Source organism: Paenibacillus aceti, assembly GCF_003614185.1.
Taxonomy (GTDB): domain Bacteria; phylum Bacillota; class Bacilli; order Paenibacillales; family Paenibacillaceae; genus Fontibacillus; species Fontibacillus aceti.
Map to the genome: position 1 here is coordinate 2911997 of NZ_KZ987724.1, position 20388 is coordinate 2932384.

At 50.3% G+C, this 20388-nt stretch carries 17 protein-coding genes; 2 read left to right on the top strand and 15 right to left on the bottom strand.

The annotated features are described in order from the left end of the window. Window positions 1-118 precede the first annotated feature (118 nt). From rbsB to cymR, 11 genes are all read right to left on the bottom strand, one after another. Window positions 119-1066: a ribose ABC transporter substrate-binding protein RbsB gene (gene rbsB / locus BFJ94_RS13010; protein ID WP_120463054.1), complete on the bottom strand. Its 948-nt coding sequence runs from the start codon at window positions 1064-1066 to the stop codon at window positions 119-121. Between the two features lie 26 nt (window positions 1067-1092). After that, on the bottom strand, window positions 1093-2052 hold the full coding sequence (locus BFJ94_RS13015; protein WP_120463055.1) for an ABC transporter permease: 960 nt from the start codon (window positions 2050-2052) through the stop codon (window positions 1093-1095). Continuing rightward, window positions 2042-3550 carry a sugar ABC transporter ATP-binding protein gene (locus BFJ94_RS13020; RefSeq protein ID WP_120465225.1) on the bottom strand — a complete coding sequence of 503 codons (1509 nt, stop codon included), beginning with the start codon at window positions 3548-3550 and terminating at the stop codon, window positions 2042-2044. Before BFJ94_RS13020 ends, BFJ94_RS13015 begins: the two co-directional genes overlap by 11 nt. Window positions 3551-3587: 37 nt before the next feature. After that, a complete protein-coding gene (gene rbsD / locus BFJ94_RS13025; protein WP_120463056.1) occupies window positions 3588-3983 on the bottom strand; it encodes a D-ribose pyranase in 396 nt (131 codons plus the stop codon). 6 nt (window positions 3984-3989) lie between these two features. Beyond that, on the bottom strand, window positions 3990-4925 hold the full coding sequence (rbsK, locus tag BFJ94_RS13030) for a ribokinase (protein WP_120463057.1): 936 nt from the start codon (window positions 4923-4925) through the stop codon (window positions 3990-3992). Between the two features lie 73 nt (window positions 4926-4998). After that, on the bottom strand, window positions 4999-6012 hold the full coding sequence (locus BFJ94_RS13035; protein ID WP_162944413.1) for a LacI family DNA-binding transcriptional regulator: 1014 nt from the start codon (window positions 6010-6012) through the stop codon (window positions 4999-5001). Window positions 6013-6587: 575 nt separating this feature from the next. Further along, window positions 6588-7655, bottom strand: a complete 1068-nt coding sequence (locus BFJ94_RS13040) for an AI-2E family transporter (RefSeq protein WP_120463058.1) — start codon at window positions 7653-7655, stop codon at window positions 6588-6590. A 134-nt stretch (window positions 7656-7789) separates the two neighbouring features. Then, window positions 7790-7996, bottom strand: coding sequence for a YrzR-like zinc ribbon domain (locus BFJ94_RS13045; RefSeq protein WP_188831389.1), 207 nt, complete (start codon window positions 7994-7996; stop codon window positions 7790-7792). Between the two features lie 24 nt (window positions 7997-8020). Then, window positions 8021-8536, bottom strand: coding sequence for a PRC-barrel domain-containing protein (locus BFJ94_RS13050; protein WP_120463060.1), 516 nt, complete (start codon window positions 8534-8536; stop codon window positions 8021-8023). Between the two features lie 85 nt (window positions 8537-8621). Then, complete coding sequence (locus BFJ94_RS13055; protein WP_120465227.1) at window positions 8622-9776, bottom strand: cysteine desulfurase family protein; 1155 nt, start codon at window positions 9774-9776, stop codon at window positions 8622-8624. 435 nt (window positions 9777-10211) lie between these two features. Continuing rightward, window positions 10212-10631 carry a cysteine metabolism transcriptional regulator CymR gene (gene cymR, locus BFJ94_RS13060; protein WP_120463061.1) on the bottom strand — a complete coding sequence of 140 codons (420 nt, stop codon included), beginning with the start codon at window positions 10629-10631 and terminating at the stop codon, window positions 10212-10214. Between the two features lie 261 nt (window positions 10632-10892). Between cymR and mnmA the strand changes: the two genes are divergently transcribed. Then, on the top strand, window positions 10893-12014 hold the full coding sequence (mnmA, locus tag BFJ94_RS13065) for a tRNA 2-thiouridine(34) synthase MnmA (protein ID WP_120463062.1): 1122 nt from the start codon (window positions 10893-10895) through the stop codon (window positions 12012-12014). A gap of 640 nt (window positions 12015-12654) precedes the next feature. On the opposite strand, the gene BFJ94_RS13070 is transcribed toward mnmA, so the two are convergent. Then, on the bottom strand, window positions 12655-13962 hold the full coding sequence (locus tag BFJ94_RS13070) for a replication-associated recombination protein A (RefSeq protein ID WP_120463063.1): 1308 nt from the start codon (window positions 13960-13962) through the stop codon (window positions 12655-12657). A gap of 482 nt (window positions 13963-14444) precedes the next feature. Between BFJ94_RS13070 and BFJ94_RS13075 the strand changes: the two genes are divergently transcribed. After that, window positions 14445-14744: a CD3324 family protein gene (locus tag BFJ94_RS13075; protein WP_120463064.1), complete on the top strand. Its 300-nt coding sequence runs from the start codon at window positions 14445-14447 to the stop codon at window positions 14742-14744. A 90-nt stretch (window positions 14745-14834) separates the two neighbouring features. On the opposite strand, the gene BFJ94_RS13080 is transcribed toward BFJ94_RS13075, so the two are convergent. From BFJ94_RS13080 to aspS, 3 genes are all read right to left on the bottom strand, one after another. Beyond that, a complete protein-coding gene (locus BFJ94_RS13080) occupies window positions 14835-16958 on the bottom strand; it encodes a HelD family protein (RefSeq protein WP_120463065.1) in 2124 nt (707 codons plus the stop codon). Between the two features lie 174 nt (window positions 16959-17132). Continuing rightward, window positions 17133-17885 (bottom strand): tRNA threonylcarbamoyladenosine dehydratase, encoded by a 753-nt coding sequence (locus BFJ94_RS13085; RefSeq protein ID WP_120463066.1) that lies wholly within the window; start codon window positions 17883-17885, stop codon window positions 17133-17135. Between the two features lie 658 nt (window positions 17886-18543). Further along, window positions 18544-20322 carry an aspartate--tRNA ligase gene (aspS, locus tag BFJ94_RS13090; protein WP_120463067.1) on the bottom strand — a complete coding sequence of 593 codons (1779 nt, stop codon included), beginning with the start codon at window positions 20320-20322 and terminating at the stop codon, window positions 18544-18546. Window positions 20323-20388: the final 66 nt, after the last annotated feature.

Here is a 20388-nt window from a genome sequence, read left to right on the forward strand (position 1 = left end):
CGAAGGAACCTTCAACTACAGCCGCGTTGTTGTATGAAGCAAGATGTCATCTCCAGCAGCTGCTTATATCCGGTTCCTTCGCATCTTCTCTAATTACAGTCTCTCTATATAAATATCTCTATTTTTGGGTTACAAGCTCCAATTCAACTGGAACCGACACATCAACTTTTTCTCCGCCGGCAACCTTCACCGCTGTCTCAATCGCTTGTTGACCGATCAGCTCCGGCTTCTGTGCTACTGTAGCAGCCATTGTACCTTCATTTACCGCATTGACAGCATCATCCGTCGCATCGAAGCCGACCACGACGATTCCTGTTTTACCTGCAGCTTCAATCGCTTGCAAGGCACCGAGCGCCATTTCATCATTATGGGCGAAGACCGCTTGAACATCGCTGTTGCTCTGCAGAATATTCTCCATAACGGTCAGACCCTTAGCCCGGTCAAAATCCGCTGGCTGAGATGCAACCACCTTCACACCGTCTTTGCCATCGACCGCTTCATGGAAGCCTTGGCCGCGGTCCCGTGCTGCCGAAGTACCGGCAATCCCTTGCAATTCAACGATGTTCCCTTTGCCGCCGAGCGCATCGAGAATATAATCGCCGGCCATTTTACCACCAGCCACGTTATCGGAAGCGATATGCGATACCACTGTACCGCCATTTGCTGCACGGTCAACCGTAATGACTGGAATATTGGCATTGTTCGCCGATTCAACAGCTGTAACGATCGCATCACTGTCCGTCGGGTTGATCAGAATCACGTCAACCTTCTGTTGGATCAAATCCTCGATCCCCCCGATTTGCTTGGAGGTATCATCCTGTGCATCGACGACGATCAGATCAGCACCCATCTCTTTTGCCGCCTTCTCAGCGCCCTGTCTTAGGGTAACGAAGAATGGATTGTTCTGTGTTGAGATCGAAAGACCGATCTTAATTGTACCTTTGTTACCTTCATTACCGGCGTTTCCGGATTTTTCTGCCGTGCCGCCTTCATTTCCTGTCGTACATGCCGTTAGCATCAGAAATGCTGCAAGAAGAAGCGTCCATGTGAAAGCAAATTTTTTCATGTACTTTAGTCCCCTTTACCTTTGAATTAGGCTGTTCTTTTCTTAGAACGATCGAGAAGCACTGCAATTAGAATGACCAGACCCTTTACAACTTGTTGATAGAACGAAGACACATTCAGCAAATTCAGACCATTGTTCAGTACGCCGATAATCACCGCACCAATCAATGTTCCTACAACCCAGCCCTTGCCGCCGGACAAGCTGGTTCCGCCGAGCACGACCGCCGCGATGGCGTCCAGCTCATAAGAAGCACCTGCCGTCGGTTGAGCGGAGTTAAGCCGCGATGTCAACACGATGCCGCTGATCGCTGCCAGCAAGCCGCTGATCGAATAGACCAGCACTTTCACTTTAGTGGTACTAATCCCGGATAGCCATGTCGCCTCCTCGTTACTTCCGACCGCGTAGACACGCCGTCCGAAGGTAGTATGTTTTAAAACAATGTATACAACTGCAAACGCAACAACCATCCAGATAATCGGGGTTGGAATTTGCAGAAAATACCCTTTGCCCAGTAAGGCGAAATCCTTGTTCAACCCGGTAATCGGCTTCCCGTCCGTATATACGAGGGTCAAGCCGCGGAAGATCGTCATCGTAGCCAACGTTACAATGAATGGAGCCAACCGGCCTTTAGCCACGATGAAGCCGTTAATAGCCCCCATGATCAGCCCGGCTCCAAGTCCGATCAGCACTGCCAGCCAAGTGTCCATGCCTCCAGCCATCATCCCTGCTGTCAGAGCGCTGGATAAGGCGAGAATGGAACCGACCGACAGATCGATGCCACCGGTTAAGATAACGAAGGTCATACCGAAGGCAATCAAGGCATTGATCGATACCTGACGCAGTACATTTAGCAAATTTTTGACCGTCAAGAAATTATCCGCCGAGATCGCCAGCACCACTATAATTAACAACAGACCAATCAGCGAGCCTATCCCTTGCAGCTTGACCCGTTTCTGTTTTTGAACATCTCCCGCTTTAGCTCGCATGCTGTTCTCCTCCTCCTGTAGCGCACTTCATTATTTTCTCCTGAGTAGCCTCTTCCCTATTAAAATGCCCCGTTAATTTCCCTTCACGCATAACGAGGATGCGGTCGCTCATTCCCAGCACCTCCGGAAGCTCGGAGGAGATCATCAGGATCGCCACCCCTTCCGAGGCCAGCCGGTTCATCAAATCATAAATTTCTTTCTTGGCACCGATGTCAACACCCCGAGTCGGTTCATCCAGAATGAATACCTCAGGCTTCGTCGCCAGCCATTTGCCGATAACGACCTTCTGTTGATTACCTCCGCTAAGCGAGCCAACCTCTTGACCGCTGTTGGGTGTCTTGATCCGTAGACTGGTGATCATCGATTCCGCGAGCTCATCCTCTTTGGTATCGTTCAGGAAGCCCAGTTTAGAAACCGCTGCCAAACTCGTCATGCCCAGATTGTCGCGAACGGACATCGACAGGATCAAGCCTTCATCCTTCCTGTCCTCGGTCACCAAAGCCAAGCCCGCGCGGATCGCATCCATCGGCTTGCGAATCTGAACTGGCTTGCCCTGCAGGATGATCTGGCCGCTATCGACGGGTGTAACACCGAACAGCGCTTTGGCAAGCTCTGTCCGCCCTGCCCCCATCAACCCGGCAATGCCGACGATTTCGCCAGCTCTGACCGAGAAGGAGATGTCGTGCAGAACCCCTTTTTGCGATAGATTCTCGACCTTCAGCTTCTCTTCGCCAAACTCGATCTCTACCTTCGGGAAACGGTCCTTGATCTCCCGTCCCACCATCATCTTCACGATTTGATCCATATCGGTATGGGCCACTTCCTCCGTGCCCACGTATCTTCCATCCCTCATGACAGTAATCCGGTCGCAAATCCGGAAGATTTCCTCCATCCGGTGGGAAATGTAGATCATGCCTACTCCCCGTTCCTTCAGAGAGAGGATGACCTGGAACAACCCTTCAATCTCCCGGTCGGTCAGCGCAGCGGTAGGCTCATCGAGCACCAATATTTCCGTGTTCATCGAAAGCGCTTTCGCAATTTCTACCAATTGCTGCTGACCAACAGACAAATCCCCAACCAATGTCTCCGGATGAATCTCCAGCCCTAACTGAGACAGATAGCGAACCGATTCCTGCTTCATCTTCACCCAGCGGATCAAACGGGTTGGGCCGAAGGTGAACTCCCTGCCCAGGAAAATATTCTCCATGACCGTCAGATGCGGAATCAGGTTCAATTCCTGGTGAATCATCACGATTCCAAGCTCCTGAGCGGCGGAAGGAGAAGAGATGGATTGCTCCGTTCCCTTGATCCGCACCGTCCCGTTATCTCTGGAGTAAATGCCGTTAAGGATCTTCATCAGGGTGGACTTCCCCGCGCCATTCTCGCCCATTAACGCATGGACTTCTCCGGCCTCCAGTGAGAACTGGACCTGCTCCAACACTTTTACACCAGAGAAGCTCTTGTCGATATCCTTCATTTCCAACAGTGGCGTGTTCAACTTCATGACCTCCATTCTTCCTGAAATTTATTCTGGCTCAAAATACGACGCCAGCATGCAAAATAACGTTAGCATAAGGAGTGAATTCCCCGGTCCGAATGACCGCCTTGGCCTTCCCCATCATTAGCTTGAACTGCTCATGAGGAAGAGTCTCCTCAAGCGCAGGATTCAGCAATTTCTCTGTCTCCTGATACAGCTCTGGACTGATGTCTTTCATCTCAGTAGCGACTGTATAGCGTTCCACCTGTAATTCCTCCAGAATCGTCTCCAGAGTCTCCAAATATCCCGGCACGCCTCTCTTCAAGGCCAAATCGATCCTTCTTACGCCGACAGGAATCGGCAGCCCGCTATCGCCAATGACTATCGTATCTGTATGCCCCAGCTCACTGATTACTCTTGATAGCTCACTATTGATAACCCCGATCTTCTTCATGTCCGTCTATTCCCCTATCTGCTGATGTTCTGCTGCGAAACCTCTTGCTTCCTCTTCAGTAGGCATACCTGTCTGGGCGCCGAATTTGGTCACGGCAAGTGCGGATACAATCGCCGCATAGTCAACCGCCTCACGCAGGCTTCGCCCGCTTGCGATAGATACGGCCAAACCGGCATTGTAGCAATCCCCCGCTCCTGTAGTATCTACCACCGGCACTTTATAACCCGGAATGATGCATGCCTTACCTTCATCATCAAGATAAGCCGAGCCAGCTTCCCCTAGTGTCGTAATCACTTGAGCCGCTCCCTTCGCCTTCATGCGAAGCATCGCAGGCTCCAGCGCCTCCCCTTCCGCATCCAGCCCCGAATAGCGGCTAAGCTCGGTACGGTTCGGCGTAATATAGTCAACATAAGCGAATAATTCATCCGGCAGCGGCTTGGCTGGCGCAGGGTTGAGCACGACAATCTTGCCGAGCGCTTTGGCCTTCTGCGCTGCATAGAATACCGTCTCTACCGGAATCTCCAGCTGTAGCAAGACGATGTCCGCTTGCTTCAGCTTCGCTTCATGCCGGTCGATATCAGCCGGCTCCACCTGATTATTCGCGCCAGGGACGACCACGATGCTGTTATCGCCTTCAGCGACATAGATCGAAGCGACCCCTGTCGTCACTCCGTCCAGGCGTTTCACGCCATCCACATCGACGCCGTCTTGCTGCAAGGAGTGGATAAGCTCCTCACCGAAGGCGTCGCTGCCAACTGCCCCGATCATCGCTGTCTCTGCTCCCAACCGTGCTGCGGCGACAGCCTGATTCGCGCCTTTGCCGCCAGGAAGGAAGCGAACCCGCTCACCCGACAAAGTCTCGCCCACCTGGGGATAGCGCTCGGTCTCCACAACAATATCCATATTTAAACTGCCGATAACTACCACTCTAGTTTTATCCATATGCATTCAATCCTTCTTGAGCTTTATTGAAGAGCTTAGTTACGCCAGATGCCAGTTCGATGACGATTCGCGCTTAAGCCTTGGCTCTAGGTGAGAAATCCAAGGTCGAGCCGCGGGCCAGCAGTTTAACGTCCAGCTCATACGTCAGATCTTTCTCCAGCGTGCCTTCGATCTTCTTGATTAACAGACGCGAGATCAGCGCCCCCATCTCATACAGCGGCTGGGCAATCGTCGTCAGCTCCGGTGAAGTAATCTCCGCCGTCTGAATTCCGTCATAGCCGCAGATCGCGACCTCTTCCCCAGCCTTGATGCCCATTCGGCTCAACGCCTTCAGTGCGCCGATCGCCATCAAATCATTGCCGGCAAATATCCCGTCAATATCCGGATGACGCTGCATCAGCCGCTCTGTCGCGCTGATCCCGCCGCGAATTCGGAAGTCGCCCTCTTCAAGCAATGATGGAGTGAACCATTCCATCGCATGCACCGACTTCTCGTAACCGATGAGGCGATCCCTTCCGGTAATCAAATGCTGCGGCCCATAAATATGAGCGATCTTCCGGCAGCCGATATCTAACAGATGCTGGACGGCCATAGATGCTCCTTCTATGTTTTTCGTTCTAACGACGCTGGCATTCTCCTCGGAAGGAGCGCGGTCTAAGCATACGAATGGAATCCCCAGCTTGGTCAACATTTCCGCTTCCTCCGGCCCAAATGTCTGCGAAGCAAATATAAAACCGTCAATATATTTCTTCTTAAGTGTCTCAATATATCTTTTCTCTTTATCCGCCCGATCATCCGAATTACCCAAAATAACGGTATAGCCATAGGTAGCCGCTACATCCTCAACAGCCCGGGCCAAATCCGAGAAGAACAGGTTGGAAATATCAGGTAAAATCAAGGCGATCGTATTCGTCTTCTTGCCAGCAAGTCCGCGGGCCACCTGATTCGGTGCATAATCAAGCTTCTCGATAGCAGCTTTGATGGATCTCTCCGTCTCAACATTGACATAGCCGCTCTTATTCAAATACCGCGAAACGGTCGAGACCGATACCCCCGCCAGCTTCGCCACATCACGAATCGTAGCTATAACAATCACTCCCCATCCATATGATGGTATCGGTTTCATATCAATACCATATACGATCTTCTCTATTAATATAGCTGTGTTCATTAGTTTGAATATGAAATGTGGAACCGTTACCACATTTCTCACCGTAAATATATCATACCGACCTGTAAAAATCAAGAGACTGTCCAATAAGCCTCTCAAACTCAGTATTTAATCGCGTTGGCTTCAATCCTTGTACCATCTATTAAGCCTGCGCGGCGCAAGAGACAAACACGGACGGTCAGGACTCTCCACGGATCTAGCGGTCAAAAATGTCCGTTAGAGCATGAAAACAACTACTGCGCTCCTCTAACGGACACTTTTGACCCTTAGAAGTGAAAAATGCCATTTTTCGCGGCTATTTCCCTTGTAATGGACATCATTGTCCGTTACAAGGGCGGGGTGCCACAGAATCAACGCTAACGAACAATGATGTCCGTGTCCGAGTGATCCGGCCAGAACAGGGGGATTTTCACATTTTAGGGCATGCAAAAGGGGCTTCTCAAGTCGGAAGAGCGACTTTTGAGACAGCCCCTAATTCTTAACCAATCTTACTACACTGTTTTCCGTCTCACATAATAAGCATAGAAATGCTGGATAATCACCTTGCCGACGGCAAATGTCGGGACAGCCACGATCAGCCCGGGGACACCGGCGATTTCACCACCGACGAGCAATGCGAATATAATCAGCATCGGGTGAAGATGCAGGGTCCTGCCGACGACCTGCGGCGAGATCACGTTACTCTCGATCGTTTGACATAGCGTATTGACGAGCAGGACGAGCAGCACCATTTTCCAGGAAATCGTTAACGCCATCAGCATCGCTGGAGCCGCTCCGAGAAAAGGTCCCAGATAAGGTATGATGTTGCAAACGGCGACGACCCCCGCCAGCAGAAGCGCGAACGGCATGCCAATGATCATATAGCCAATATAAGCCAGCACGCCGATAATGACGCAGACAAGAAGTTGTCCGCGGATATAGTTCCCTAGCGCCTCATCGATCTCTTTGAGCAGAGACACGATAGATTTACGATGGGATCGGGGAAGATATTGCAGAATCATGCGCTCGAAGGCTTCAAAATCCTTAAGTATATAGAAGATCAGGAACGGAACAATGAAAGCATTGAACACGATATTAATGGTCGTTCCTATATTGTTCAGGAAATCGGAAATGGCCGTCGCCATACGCTGCTCCACCTGGAAGAACCAGTTATTCATACCCATGCGGAAGCCTCCCGGGAGAATGCCATGATCAAAGCGGCTCATAAATTGCTGCGTATGCATCGTAAGCTGCGGCAAATGCTCCCCTAATTCCTCGAGTTGCTCTACGAACATAGGGATCACATTCATCAGCACGACAGACAGGCTCGTCAGGAACACGGCATAAATAAGCAGCACCGCAATTGTCCGCGGCACTTTGCGGCCTCCGAGCATTTTTACAATTGGATTAAGTACGTAGGAGATGATCATGGCGATCACGAACGGCGCAAAGATGGCTCTTAAGAATCCATAAACGACAGCAAACATCGGACGAAGCTGCCAAATAAAATATAGGATAATAAGACCTAGCAGCAGCCAGACTCCATAACGGAACAGCTTGCTTTTCAGGAACGACTCCATTCTCTCTATTCCTCCCTGCATATGGACCAGCTATGGAAAGTATATGCGAAGGCTTGGGAAAATAACCGCCACTCATGCAAAAAGCCCTTCCTCCACATGGGAGAAAAGGCTTCTAACAGACCATCAATCTTCAATTATGAAAGATGCATTTGGGAATAATCCTGCATGGACTCTTCCCCGAAAAACAAGTCATCCAGGGAGCTCAGCGTTCCATCCTCTTCCACTTGGTAGACCGACATTTTGTCCCCGTTCACGGTCAATTCGATGAAGCAGCCCCAGCAATAATATTGGTGTGAACCGATCTTGCCAATATCCTTGGAACTGCAATTTGGACATTTCATCATACACATCACCTATCCTATCCGTTAACTAAATTCATGGTTCTCCAGGAGCCTCTGCTCACTATTTGCTGGTACCATGATTGCACTCTCACCCTTCATCATTTCCGGAATATAAGGAAGCTTCTTACGACCTTCCATCAGATCCGCCAAGAAGCCGTCACTGATTTCAACACCTGTAATTGTATTTCCCATTTCTTGGTCAAAATAAACATCGCTGACATAACCTATCATAAATCCGTCCGCTGTCAGGACAGGAAGCTCTTTAATTCTGCCGCTACCTGATAAGAAGGTAAGCTGTATATTCTCGGCATCCCAAATCTGGATAGCCTGTTGATTGCGGATCATCACAGCATCTTCGCCATAGGCGACGATATCATCCCAAAGGACTGCCTTCAGATGCGGGGAAAAGAACATTCTCCCCTCCAATTGAATGCCAGAGATTGTCCAATCCTTGTTCAGCAGGATATCAAGGACCTTCCCGACTCGCTTGCCACTCTCTATATCAAAGACGGCAAGTCCTATTAATTGCTGCAGTCTCACAGTATGCGGTCCTCCTAAGCAGGACATCCCCGCGTACCGACCATAGAAAACCTAATCCTCCCTCCTTTGCATGGATAGAATACGACTAATATTTTCTATTACGGATACGATCGAGAATGGTTGCAATTTTTTTTGCAGTAATTTTAACTTCTTCTATAGTATTGCCCAAGCCGAAGCTAAATCGAACCGCCGATTGCAAAAGCTCAGGTGCCAGATGCATGGCCTCAAGTACATGGGAAGGCTCTAGCGAGCCGGAGGTACAAGCCGAACCGCTGGCGATAGCAATCCCCTCCATATCGAGATTCATCAGCAGTGTCTCTGTATCGCATTCCGGGAAGCTGATGTTCAGAATATGGGCCAGATGATGCTCAGGATCTCCGTTGATTTGATAGCGGCTGGAGCCGATCTGTTCGTCAAGCTCCACAAGCATTGTCTTCCGCAGCTCTTCATCACGGCTTGTCCGCGCGGACCATTCGCGCTTAACTAGCTCAGCTGCTTTGGCGAAGCCGGCGATCCCGGCTATATTCTCAGTGCCAGCACGCCGTGTCCGCTCTTGCAGGCCGCCGTATTGCAGCGGCTCCAGCTTGATATTGCGCTGCACATAGAGAGCGCCTACGCCTTGGGGGCCGTTGATTTTATGGGATGAGAAGCTCATTAAATCGACAGGAAGCTCGCTGAGGCGAATCGGTATGGCTCCCAGCGCCTGTACAGCATCAACGTGAAAAGCGATGCCACGCTCCCTCGTGATCTGCCCGATCTCGGCAATCGGCTGAATCGTGCCTACTTCGTTATTCGCATACATAACCGAGACGAGAATCGTGTCCGGGCGGATCGCCTCGGCAACTTGTCCCGGATGAATTCTACCATAACGGTCAACCGGTAAATAAGCGACTTCATACCCATCTTTTTCCAACCTTTGGCATGTATGCTGGACTGCATGATGCTCGACCGTGGTTGTAATGATATGCTTCCCCTGCTGCGCGCGGGATGCTGCGATACCAAATAGAGCCAGATTATCGCTCTCGGTGCCGCCCCCGGTGAAGACCAGCTCTTCCGGTCGGCAATCGATGACAGCGGAGATCTGATCCCGCGCCGAGCTGATCAGTCTTTTGGCTGCCCGCCCGAAGGAGTGGATGCTGGAAGCATTCCCGTACTGCTCTGTCATCACTTTCATCATAACTTCAGCCACCTCCGGATGAATCGGAGTCGAGGCCGCGTGGTCCATATATATATTGTTCATTTTCATGAATATCACCTTATTCCTAAATTTGTGACTGTGGGAGCGCGAAACAGAAGGTTGCACTATATAGTAACGAAACTACGTATCGCTATTTGCGTCAAAAAGAGCGATTGGGAAATCTAATGAAACAGGGTATCGCTATTGGGGCAACTCAGGGTCGAAATAATGGCTTTTTACCCAAATAGCGATATGGTGTTTCGTTAGATCTGATTGGGTGCTGATTTCGCGAAAATAACGATATGGAGTTTCGTTAGAGAACGTTAGAACTCTTTAGAACTCCGAATACTATAGCACCGTTGCCGTGGATCGGCAATGCAGCTCTTTGCTTCTCGACCGATGCAAAAATGACCCCGAGCATGGAGTCATTTTTGTTGATTATTTTCTCTTATAGCGGTAGTTCAAATGAACTCGAACTTATAGCAGCTTCCGATGTAATTAAATGTAAAACATGTAATTTTCTTCGGTACTTTGCTCTTCGAATGTAATCAGATCCTCCAGGGTCGTAGAATCCAGCACCTCAGCGATACCATCACGGATTCTAAGCCACAGATCACGTTTGGCCGGATCATCCTCCTCCGTGAAATCCACCGGTGAGATCGGTCCTTCAAGTACGCGGATAATATCCCCGGCCGTAATTTCGGAGGCGTCGCGAGACAAGATGTAGCCGCCATACGCGCCGCGCACGCTTTTGACTAAACCAGCATTCCGGAGCGGAGCGATCAGTTGTTCTAAATAATGCTCGGACAATTGATTTTTCTCGGCAATACTCTTCAGGGAAGTGGGTCCTTCACCGAATTTTGCTGCTAGCTCCATCATGATCGTTAAGCCATAGCGTCCCTTTGTAGAAATCTTCAAAGAAGCCACCTCTTTCAATTTTCAAATAATCTTTATATAATGGAACCTTGATCAAGAAGAGAATAGTATAACTCTCTATTCCTATCACTTACCTCTGCTTATCGTATCATATCCTTTATAGCTTTGGGAAATAAATCTCTCATTAAAATCGCACAATTTGTGCAACGTTGCTAGCTAAGGCAATCTGATCGTATACAGCGCCGGGGTATATGTTACAATAATGAACAGGCTTGATATTGGCCTAAAAGGAGTGATCACATAATGTCTAAACCAAATAGCGAGACCCGCATCGTAGTTGGCATGTCCGGCGGCGTCGATTCCTCGGTGACCGCACTGCTGTTGAAGCAACAGGGCTATGATGTCATCGGAATTTTCATGAAGAATTGGGATGACACGGATGAATTCGGAGTCTGTACCGCAGAGCAGGATGCAGAGGATGTACGGCGCGTCTGCGAGCAGATCGATATCCCTTACTATACAGTCAATTTCGAAAAAGAATACTTCGATAAAGTCTTTGCCTATTTTCTCGAAGAATATAAGCGCGGCCGCACTCCAAATCCGGATGTCATGTGTAATCGTGAGATCAAGTTCGGGGAGTTCCTTCATAAAGCGCTCGATCTTGGCGCCGATTATGTCGCTACCGGCCATTATGCCCGTGTAGTCAATGAAGCAGACGGATATAAGCTGCTTAGAGGTGTCGATAGCAACAAGGATCAGACTTACTTCCTGAATGCACTGAATCAGGAGCAGCTGTCCAAGGCGATGTTCCCGATCGGCCATCTGCCGAAGCCCGAGGTGCGGCGGATCGCTGAGGAAGCCGGACTATACACGGCGAAGAAGAAGGACAGCACTGGCGTATGTTTCATCGGCGAGCGGAATTTCCGCGAGTTCCTGAGCCACTATCTGCCAGCCAAATCCGGTGAGATGATCGATATCGTCACTGGCGAGGTCAAAGGCCGGCACGACGGGCTGATGTACTACACGCTCGGTCAACGGCAGGGACTCGGCATCGGCGGCTCAGGAACTGGAGAGCCTTGGTTCGTCGCCGAGAAGGATCTGGAGCACAACATCCTGTATGTTGTGCAAGGCGACAAGCATCCAAGCCTCTACTCGACCGAATTGACCGCTTCCGGCGTCAACTGGATCGCTGGCCAGGACAAGCTGCCACAGGAGCCGTTCAAATGCACAGCCAAGTTCCGCTATCGCCAGCCTGATCAAGGCGTAACGATCATCCCGAACGAGGACGGCACCGTGCGCGTTGTCTTCGATCAGCCGCAGAAGGCCATTACCCCAGGGCAAGCAGTCGTCTTCTACCACGGCGAGGTTTGCCTCGGCGGCGGCACGATTGAGGCTCCTAAGAAGGTCGCTACGGCAAATTCTTGAGCCAAGCAAAAAGGCAGATTCACTCTACACGGTGAATCTGCCTTTTATAATCTCTAATGCTCCAACGTGACATAATAGAACGCCCACATCGCGCTATACCGCATCATATCACGATATACCGCACATTCCTATGCCATACCGCGCCATCCGGTGCCCTGCCCAACTTGCGTAAATCCGAAAACCTGCATTTCTGCAGGCTTTTGTGTCCAAAACCACCGGTTCTGAGCAAATTCCTGCATTTATGCAGGCTTTGGAAAGCACCGACAAGTCTCCTGAGCTCTAACGAAACTCCATATCGTTATTCCCACGAAATCAGCACCTATCCCAATCTAACGAAACACCTTATCGCTATTTCGCTGAGAATTCACCATTTCGCCCCTGAATTGCCCCAATAGCGATACCTGGTTTCGTTAGATTTATAAAAGTCACCTTTTGACTCAAATAGCGATACCCTGTTTCGTCACAATCTCAGAGCAGCCTCTGTTCTGTTTCGTATTCTTAAATCCATACACTTACCAACCACCTGATCATTGAAGGCTTGTGAGGTCGATAACGATGGTACCTATCCGTTCGGAACATTCCGCATCCATATCCAAGCACTCTCTCCACTAGCTTGCAAAACAGAGATTCCCGTTATCCACTACGACCTACGCCGCAGCTCCTGATTATGTCGAATCTTGATCTCATTGCCTTGCTCGGTAGCTTCATAGAATACCTGACCTGACAGGCTGTCCGGCAGATACTGCTGCTTCACATAGTGGCCCGGATAGTCATGCGGGTACTTATAGCCCTCATGCCCCAGCTTGACGGCGCCTTTATAATGCGTATCCCGCAGATGGAGCGGCACCTCCGCCGACTTCACCTCGTTGATGGCCGTCAACGCCTTATCGATCGCCATCGTTACTGCATTCGACTTCGGACTCTCAACCGCGAACAGGATAGCCTGCACAATGTTCAGCCTGGCCTCAGGCCAGCCATTATTCCGGTAGGCCGCAAGAGCGCTGACCGCCTGTACCATCGCCTGGGGATTAGCCAAGCCGATATCCTCACTGCTGGCCGCGATCAAACGGCGGATGAAGGTCATCGGGTCCATGCCCAGCTTCTCGACCGCATACAGGAACCAGAATACCGCGGCATCGCTGGAGCCGCGGATACTCTTGTGAAACGCAGACAAGACATCGTACTGCGTGGACTCATCCGCCTTAACCAGCGGACGGCGGATCGATTCCACCGCTACCTCCTGCGTCACATGGATCGTGCCATCCTCCAGCGGCGGTGTCGTCAGCGCCGCCAGCTCCAGCGCGTTCAAGGCGCGGCGGATATCGCCGTTCGCCATCGTGGCGATATGCTCCAGCGCCTCTTCATCGACACGCAGCTTCATAAAGCCGAGCCCCTTCTCGCGATCCTCAAGCGCTCGGCGCATCGCCAGCAAGGAGTGCTCCTTATTAAGCGGCTCAAGCTGGAACAGCGTCGAACGGCTCATCAGAGCCCCGTTCACATAGTGGAACGGATTCTCCGTCGTCGCCCCGATGAAGATGATCGTTCCTTTCTCCACCGCCGGCAGGAGCGCATCCTGACGGGAGCTATTGAAGCGATGCACCTCGTCCAGGAATAGAATTGTTTTGGTCCCGTAGAACGCCTTATCATTCTGCGCCTTCTCAATCACTTCGCGCACATCCTTAACGGAAGCATCCACCGCATTCAGCCGTACAAATTCCGCCTGAGTATGATGAGAAATAATATGAGCCAGCGTCGTCTTGCCGCAGCCCGGCGGCCCATACAGCAGAATCGAGGAGATTTGATCCGCTTCGATCGCCCGCCGCAGCAATTTACCAGGGCCGACGATATGCTCTTGTCCAATATATTCATCCAGGGAAGAGGGGCGCATCCGGTCCGCAAGCAAGCGGCCAGACGGCTCCTGTTCCTGGCTATACGTGAATAAATCCATACCGTTCACTTCCTTACTTCAAGTTCAATAGCCATCGTTGCATAACATCAATTAACTCATAATGTGAATACAGCTCATTTCCACCATACACCATACACCCTACAATGTAACAGAACTGTATTCCTAGATTGTTCAGCCACTCCTTCTATTCTAGCACACCGAAAGTAAAAAACATTTATAATCATTCTTTCGCTTCCAAATGCTGACTATATATGAGTTAATATAGATGTCGGGCCGACGTATCACGGGAAAGGAGGCTGATCGAAGTGATTTCAGTGAGTGAGGTGGTTTCCGCGTAACGCGGAAACACTAACAGCGAGGGTGGCTTTACAGCCATCCTCTTATTTCCGTTTGATCCAGACTATGCTAATATAGATGTGATGTACGACCAATAAAATTGCCGAAAGGGGGACTACGTGCCATGTTGACTTTACTTGACCTGCATTTCAAATTCGAATTACTATGCAAGGAGGAACATGACCGTGAATTACAAAAATGGGAAGGATGTGCTTCCCCCTAGGCTGCTGAAGGAGCTCCAATATTATATACAAGGAGAGCTGCTTTACATCCCCAAAACGGAACGCGCGAAGGCGCATTGGGGAGAACTCAGCGGAACCCGTAAACAAATTGCCAAACGTAATGAAGAGATCTATTATCATTACCGTACCGGACGCTCTGTCAAGGATTTAGCAGAGGACTACTATTTATCCGACGAGAGCATCCGTAAAATATTATGTAAAATGCGCGCTTCCCTCAAGGAAGTCGCCTCGGTTACCGAATGAAGATGATGAATAAATTAAAGAGACCGCCTGAGCACATTGATCTGTGTCCAGACGGTCTTTCATTTATGGAGGCAGATCACTTCGCCCCCCTTATACCTCTGTAACTACATAGTCTGGAGCATGATCTCCATAGAGCAGCCACAATTCATGCAGCGCCCGCGTGCATCCGACATATAGCAATTTTGCATCCTGCGGCCGGTAATGCTCGGCATCCACATCTGTAACAATGACCGTATCGAATTCAAGCCCTTTGGATAAATAAACGGGCAGTACCGAGATTCCTCCCGCATATTGCGTCATTTCGCCATCGATCAGATTCACCGACAAGCCCTCGGCCGCAAGCGCCTCATGCAGTATTTTCGCGTCATCTAATGTTCTCGTCAGAATCGCCGTTGTACGGTATTGTCCCTCCAGCAGCTTCGTTAAGCCCTGCCTGATCAGCGCCAGCTTATTCTCTTCCGACGCATGCAGCAAGTGCACAGGATCACCGCTACGGAATACGGGAACCGCCAGTAAATCGGTACCTACTCCTCGTCTTAACACTTCATTAGCGTATTCGATAATTTCCATTGTGGAGCGATAGCTTCTTGTCAGCGCGTAATAGACTGTCTCTTCCTCAGCGAATAAGGATTGCATCTCCTGCCATTCTCGAATTCCTTTATAGTAATGAATCCCTTGCGACAGATCACCCAATATAGTAAAAGAATGCCCCCTCACAAACCGGTCAAGCACCGCTACCTGAAAGGGACTGAAATCCTGAGCCTCATCGATTACGATATGGTCAAAAGTCAGCTTGCTATCCAGTTCATTAGCTCCGGCATAGAGATATAATAGTGCGGCAAGATCCTCTTCCTGCACGTTCCCCTTCTTCAGGCTGTCCTTCGTCTCCTTCCAGACCGCTGTCGGTATGCGGGCCTGCAAATCCTCCACCGCAAAATCAGCATTCTTCTTCACCTGGAACAAATTCCGGTACAATTGCAGCGAATCCAGATCAGGCCACTTCTTCGCATAAGCCTTCTCGCGCTGCTGCGCCTTCTTCTTCCGCTCCTTCAATGCCGCCGCCGAAGGCGACTTCTTCAGCTCCATTTCCACCCAGCGGTGAATTCGAGCCAATACCCGCTCTTTGCGCCGGGCCACCGGATAATATTTGTACTCCCCTTCGAACCATTCCATGATTTCGTTCCGCGATAGCCGCTTGCCATCCCATGGCTCAAAATCAAGCTGAGGAACACACTCCGCCTCAATTCTCAATAAATAATCATCCAGTAGCTCCTTGAACTCGATAGAGCCTTTATATCTACCTGGATAGATCGGCTCTGCCTGGCTCCCCGCATTGCGAGCTTCATCGTCGAACCAGCGCCTCAGCCCTAGAGACCCGTCTGACGGAACCGTCTCCAATCCGATGACCTTGGCCGCCCAATCGGCAAAGGTACATTGCTGAATATCGCCAACTCCGAGCTCAGGCAGCACCTCAGATATATAATCGATAAACATCATATTCGGGGCAAAAATAACCATCCGCTCCGCCCTAATCTGCTCCTTATACTGATACAGCAAATAGGCCAGCCTGTGCAAAGCGACCGTCGTCTTTCCACTACCAGCCACCCCTTGAATGATCAGCGCGGTATTCTTCATCGCCCGGATAATCTGATCCTGCTCTGCTTGAATCGTCGAGACGATGTCGCGCAGCCGGTTATCCTTGTTCTCCCCAAGACGATATACCAGGAACTCATCAGACACCACCGGCGTATCAGCCTGCTCGCTAAAAGTATCAACAACCCGCTCTAGCTCCCTCTGGCGGATCACGATATTTCGCTTCAGAGATACTTTTCCTTCTATCAAGCCCTCCGGCGCCTCATAAGAGGTCGAATTTCCTCCGGTAAAGGAATAGAACAAGCTGGCGATCGGCGCCCGCCAATCAATGACTAGCGGCTGCTGGCCATCCACATTACTGACGCCCAACTTGCCGATATAGAGCGGCATGAGCTCCTTGTCCGTCTCCTCGAAATCCAATCGGCCGAAGTAAGGCTCTTGCGCAGATTGCGCCAGCTTCCGGCGCCGCTCCTCTCGGCTGGCTTCAAGCGTCTGCTCTGTGAAGTCATCCCCTACATATACCGGGATACTCCTGAGCTGCTGCAGTTGGGCATCAATACTCGCCAACGCGTGACCGAGCCGCTGCTCTTCCTCTTGATAGGCACTTTGAAAATCATCCACTTTCAGTTACCTCCTAAGATTTTATGGTGTATTTTTCCCTTGTCGAAGTCAAAAGGAATTCAATTATATCACTACCATCCCTAAAAAGCGAATAAACTACGCGTACATGAAAAAGACACTTGAGCTTATACCACTCAAGCGTCTCCTTCTGAGTAAAATGTCCAGTTGTCGTTATTAATCTTGTTGCCCCTTGGCAAGCAAATCACGCACCGCCACACTGACCATAATCAGGCCGACTACCGGAGGCACGAAGGAATTGCTGGCAGGAGGCTGCTTCGCCTTGCGAATTTCCGGTGCATTATCAGGCACGATCTTCTTCGTTACCTCTGCCCGTGGCTTCACTGGCTGCTCTGTTGAGAAGACAACCTTAACCCCTTTTTTAACTCCCAGCTCCCGCAGCTTCGTGCGCACCACTCTTGCCATCGGGTCCATATGCGTCTTGGAAATGTCGGCAACCTGGAATTTCGTAGGATCCATCCGGTTCGCCGCCCCCATGCTCGATAGCACCGGGATGCCTCTCTTGCGGCATTCGAGAATAAGATGGATTTTATAAATGATTGTATCGGATGCATCGAGCACATAATCGATATCATATTTGAACAGCTCTTCATACGTTTCTTCCGTGTAAAACATATTCAAAGCGATCGCTTCGCACTCGGGATTGATTAATTTGATCCGTTCGCACATCAAATCGGCTTTTTTCTGGCCGATCGTCGTCGTCAGCGCGTGGATCTGCCGATTGATATTAGTAATATCGACAACGTCCTTATCGATCAGAATGATGCGGCCTACTCCGGTCCGGGCCAGAGCCTCCACCGCCATCGAGCCTACGCCGCCGATCCCCAGCACCGCAACCGTGCTCTTCTTTAGAATATCCAGACCTTCAGCCCCGATAGCCAGCTCAGTTCGTGAAAATTGATGAAGCATGATATATACCTCCCATTTAGCTCTGACGATAAATTCAATTCCTGTGTATGCAGATTAACAGTATTTAAATATACAGAAGTTTGTCCCGTTTGTCATCATAACACCTCGATACCGCTCTGCTCAAGATGATAGTCAAGTTTTACATAAAATGTACCAAAGCCCCCCCTGACCATCCTCATGACCATGCTCACGGCCTTCCTCACGCCACCCATTCCTGCAAATATGCAGGCTTTCTACTTATTTGGCATACGTATGTAACACTATAGACTTCTAACGAAACGCTATAACGCTATTTACTCAAAAACAAGGCCCTTTCGAATCTAACGAAACACCATATCGTTATTTGAGCTAATTCCAGGTTATAAAGGACGATTTGGACCCAACAGCGTTACCCTGTTTCGTTACATTTTCTCGCGACCCTTTTGGGCGTGAATAGCGTTACCACGTTTCGTTAGAGTTCATTGAAGCTCGATGCTAGTTTCACTGTACAGCCGTTGTTTCCCCAAGCTTGCAAAATGTGAAACAGTTCACGCTACATGCATCATGCAGTTCGAGGAATCAGCCATAGCAAAAAGGACCTCGCCTCCGCAACGTAGCGGGGTAAGGTCCTTTTCATCAAGAGCAGGCTCAGCGGGATATCCCGCAGCTGCTGTTATTTTTATTTTGCTGCCACTGGAGGTTTGGTTGCCAGCTTGATATGCAGCTGTTCCAGTTGAGGCGCATCCACCTCGGACGGTGCATTCATCAGCAGATCGGTCGCACTCGCCGTCTTAGGGAAGGCGATCGTCTCACGCAGATTGGAACGGCCAGCCAGCAGCATAACCAGGCGGTCGAAGCCGAAGGCGATACCACCATGTGGCGGAGTTCCGTATTCGAACGCATCCATCAAATAGCCGAATTTGTCCTTGGCTTCTTCCGGAGACAAGCCGATCGCATTGAACATTTTCTCTTGTACATCCCGTTTGTAAATACGCATTGAGCCGCCGCCCACTTCGTAACCGTTCAATACGAGGTCATACGCTTGCGCCAGGATCTTACCCGGGTCGGTATCGAACAGCTCCAGATCTTCATCCCGTGGACGGGTGAACGGATGGTGTTCTGCGACATAACGTTTCTGGTCTTCATCCCAGCCAAGCAGTGGGAAGTCTACTACCCAAGCGAATTTGTATACATTGTCGTCGATCAGGCCGAGATCGCGTCCGATCTTCAGACGGAGTGCGCCGAGTACATCGGCAACGACCTTCTTATTGTCTGCGGAGAAGAGCAGCAGATCCCCATCTTCAGCCCCGGTCCGTTCTTTCAACGCCTCAATTTCTTGCTCGCTCAGGAATTTGACGATCGGTCCGCGGAAGGTTCCTTCCTTCACCTGAACCCAAGCCAGACCCTTAGCACCATAACGCGCCGCATAAGGTCCGAGATCATCGATATCCTTACGGCTCCAGGTTCCACAGCCCTTCGCATTCAGGATCTTAACCTCTCCGCCCTTCTCGATGACCGAGGAGAACACCTTCACACCGCTTGTTGCGACGATATCACTAACATCAACAAGCTCCAGACCGAAGCGAAGATCCGGCTTGTCAGAGCCGTATTTGCCCATAGCGTCGGCATAAGTCAGACGTTGGAACGGAGTTTCAATGTCGATTCCCTTTGTCTCTTTAAACAGACGGACAACCAGTTTCTCCATCATTCCCAACAGTTCATCCCGGGACAGGAATGAAGTCTCAATGTCCACCTGGGTGAATTCCGGTTGGCGGTCAGCACGCAGGTCTTCATCGCGGAAGCAGCGAGCGATTTGATAATAGCGCTCCACGCCGCTTACCATAAGGAGCTGCTTATACAGCTGCGGTGATTGCGGCAGGGCAAAAAACTCACCAGGATGCACACGGCTAGGAACCAGATAATCACGCGCCCCTTCTGGAGAGCTCTTCGTCAGAATCGGAGTCTCCACCTCGATGAAGCCTTCCCCATCCAGGAAATCACGGAATACCTTGGCTGCCTTGGAGCGGAGCCACAGCGTCTTCTGCATCTCCGGACGGCGCAGGTCCAGATAACGATATTTCAAGCGCAAGGATTCATCAACCTCTACCCCATCCTCGATGAAGAAAGGAGGCGTCTTCGCTGTATTTAATACTTCAATTTCCGTAATATGCACTTCGATATCACCTGTCGGCAGGTTCGGGTTGATCGTCTCCGCATCCCGCTGAACGACTTTACCGCTGACAGCAAGGACAAATTCACTGCGCACCTTGTCAGCAACCTGCAGGGCTTCACCGGAATAAGCAGGGTTGAATACGATTTGTACCAAGCCGCTGCGATCGCGAAGATCGATGAATAGCACGCCGCCCAGGTCACGGCGGGTCTGAACCCAGCCATTAAGAGTGACTGTTTCGCCAATGTTTGCAGCACTCAGTGTTCCACATTGATGAGTACGTTTCATAATATAAGTATCTCCTTTGCATTTTTGCATTTTTTATATAGAGGTTGTTCAGAAAAAGTTAGTTCA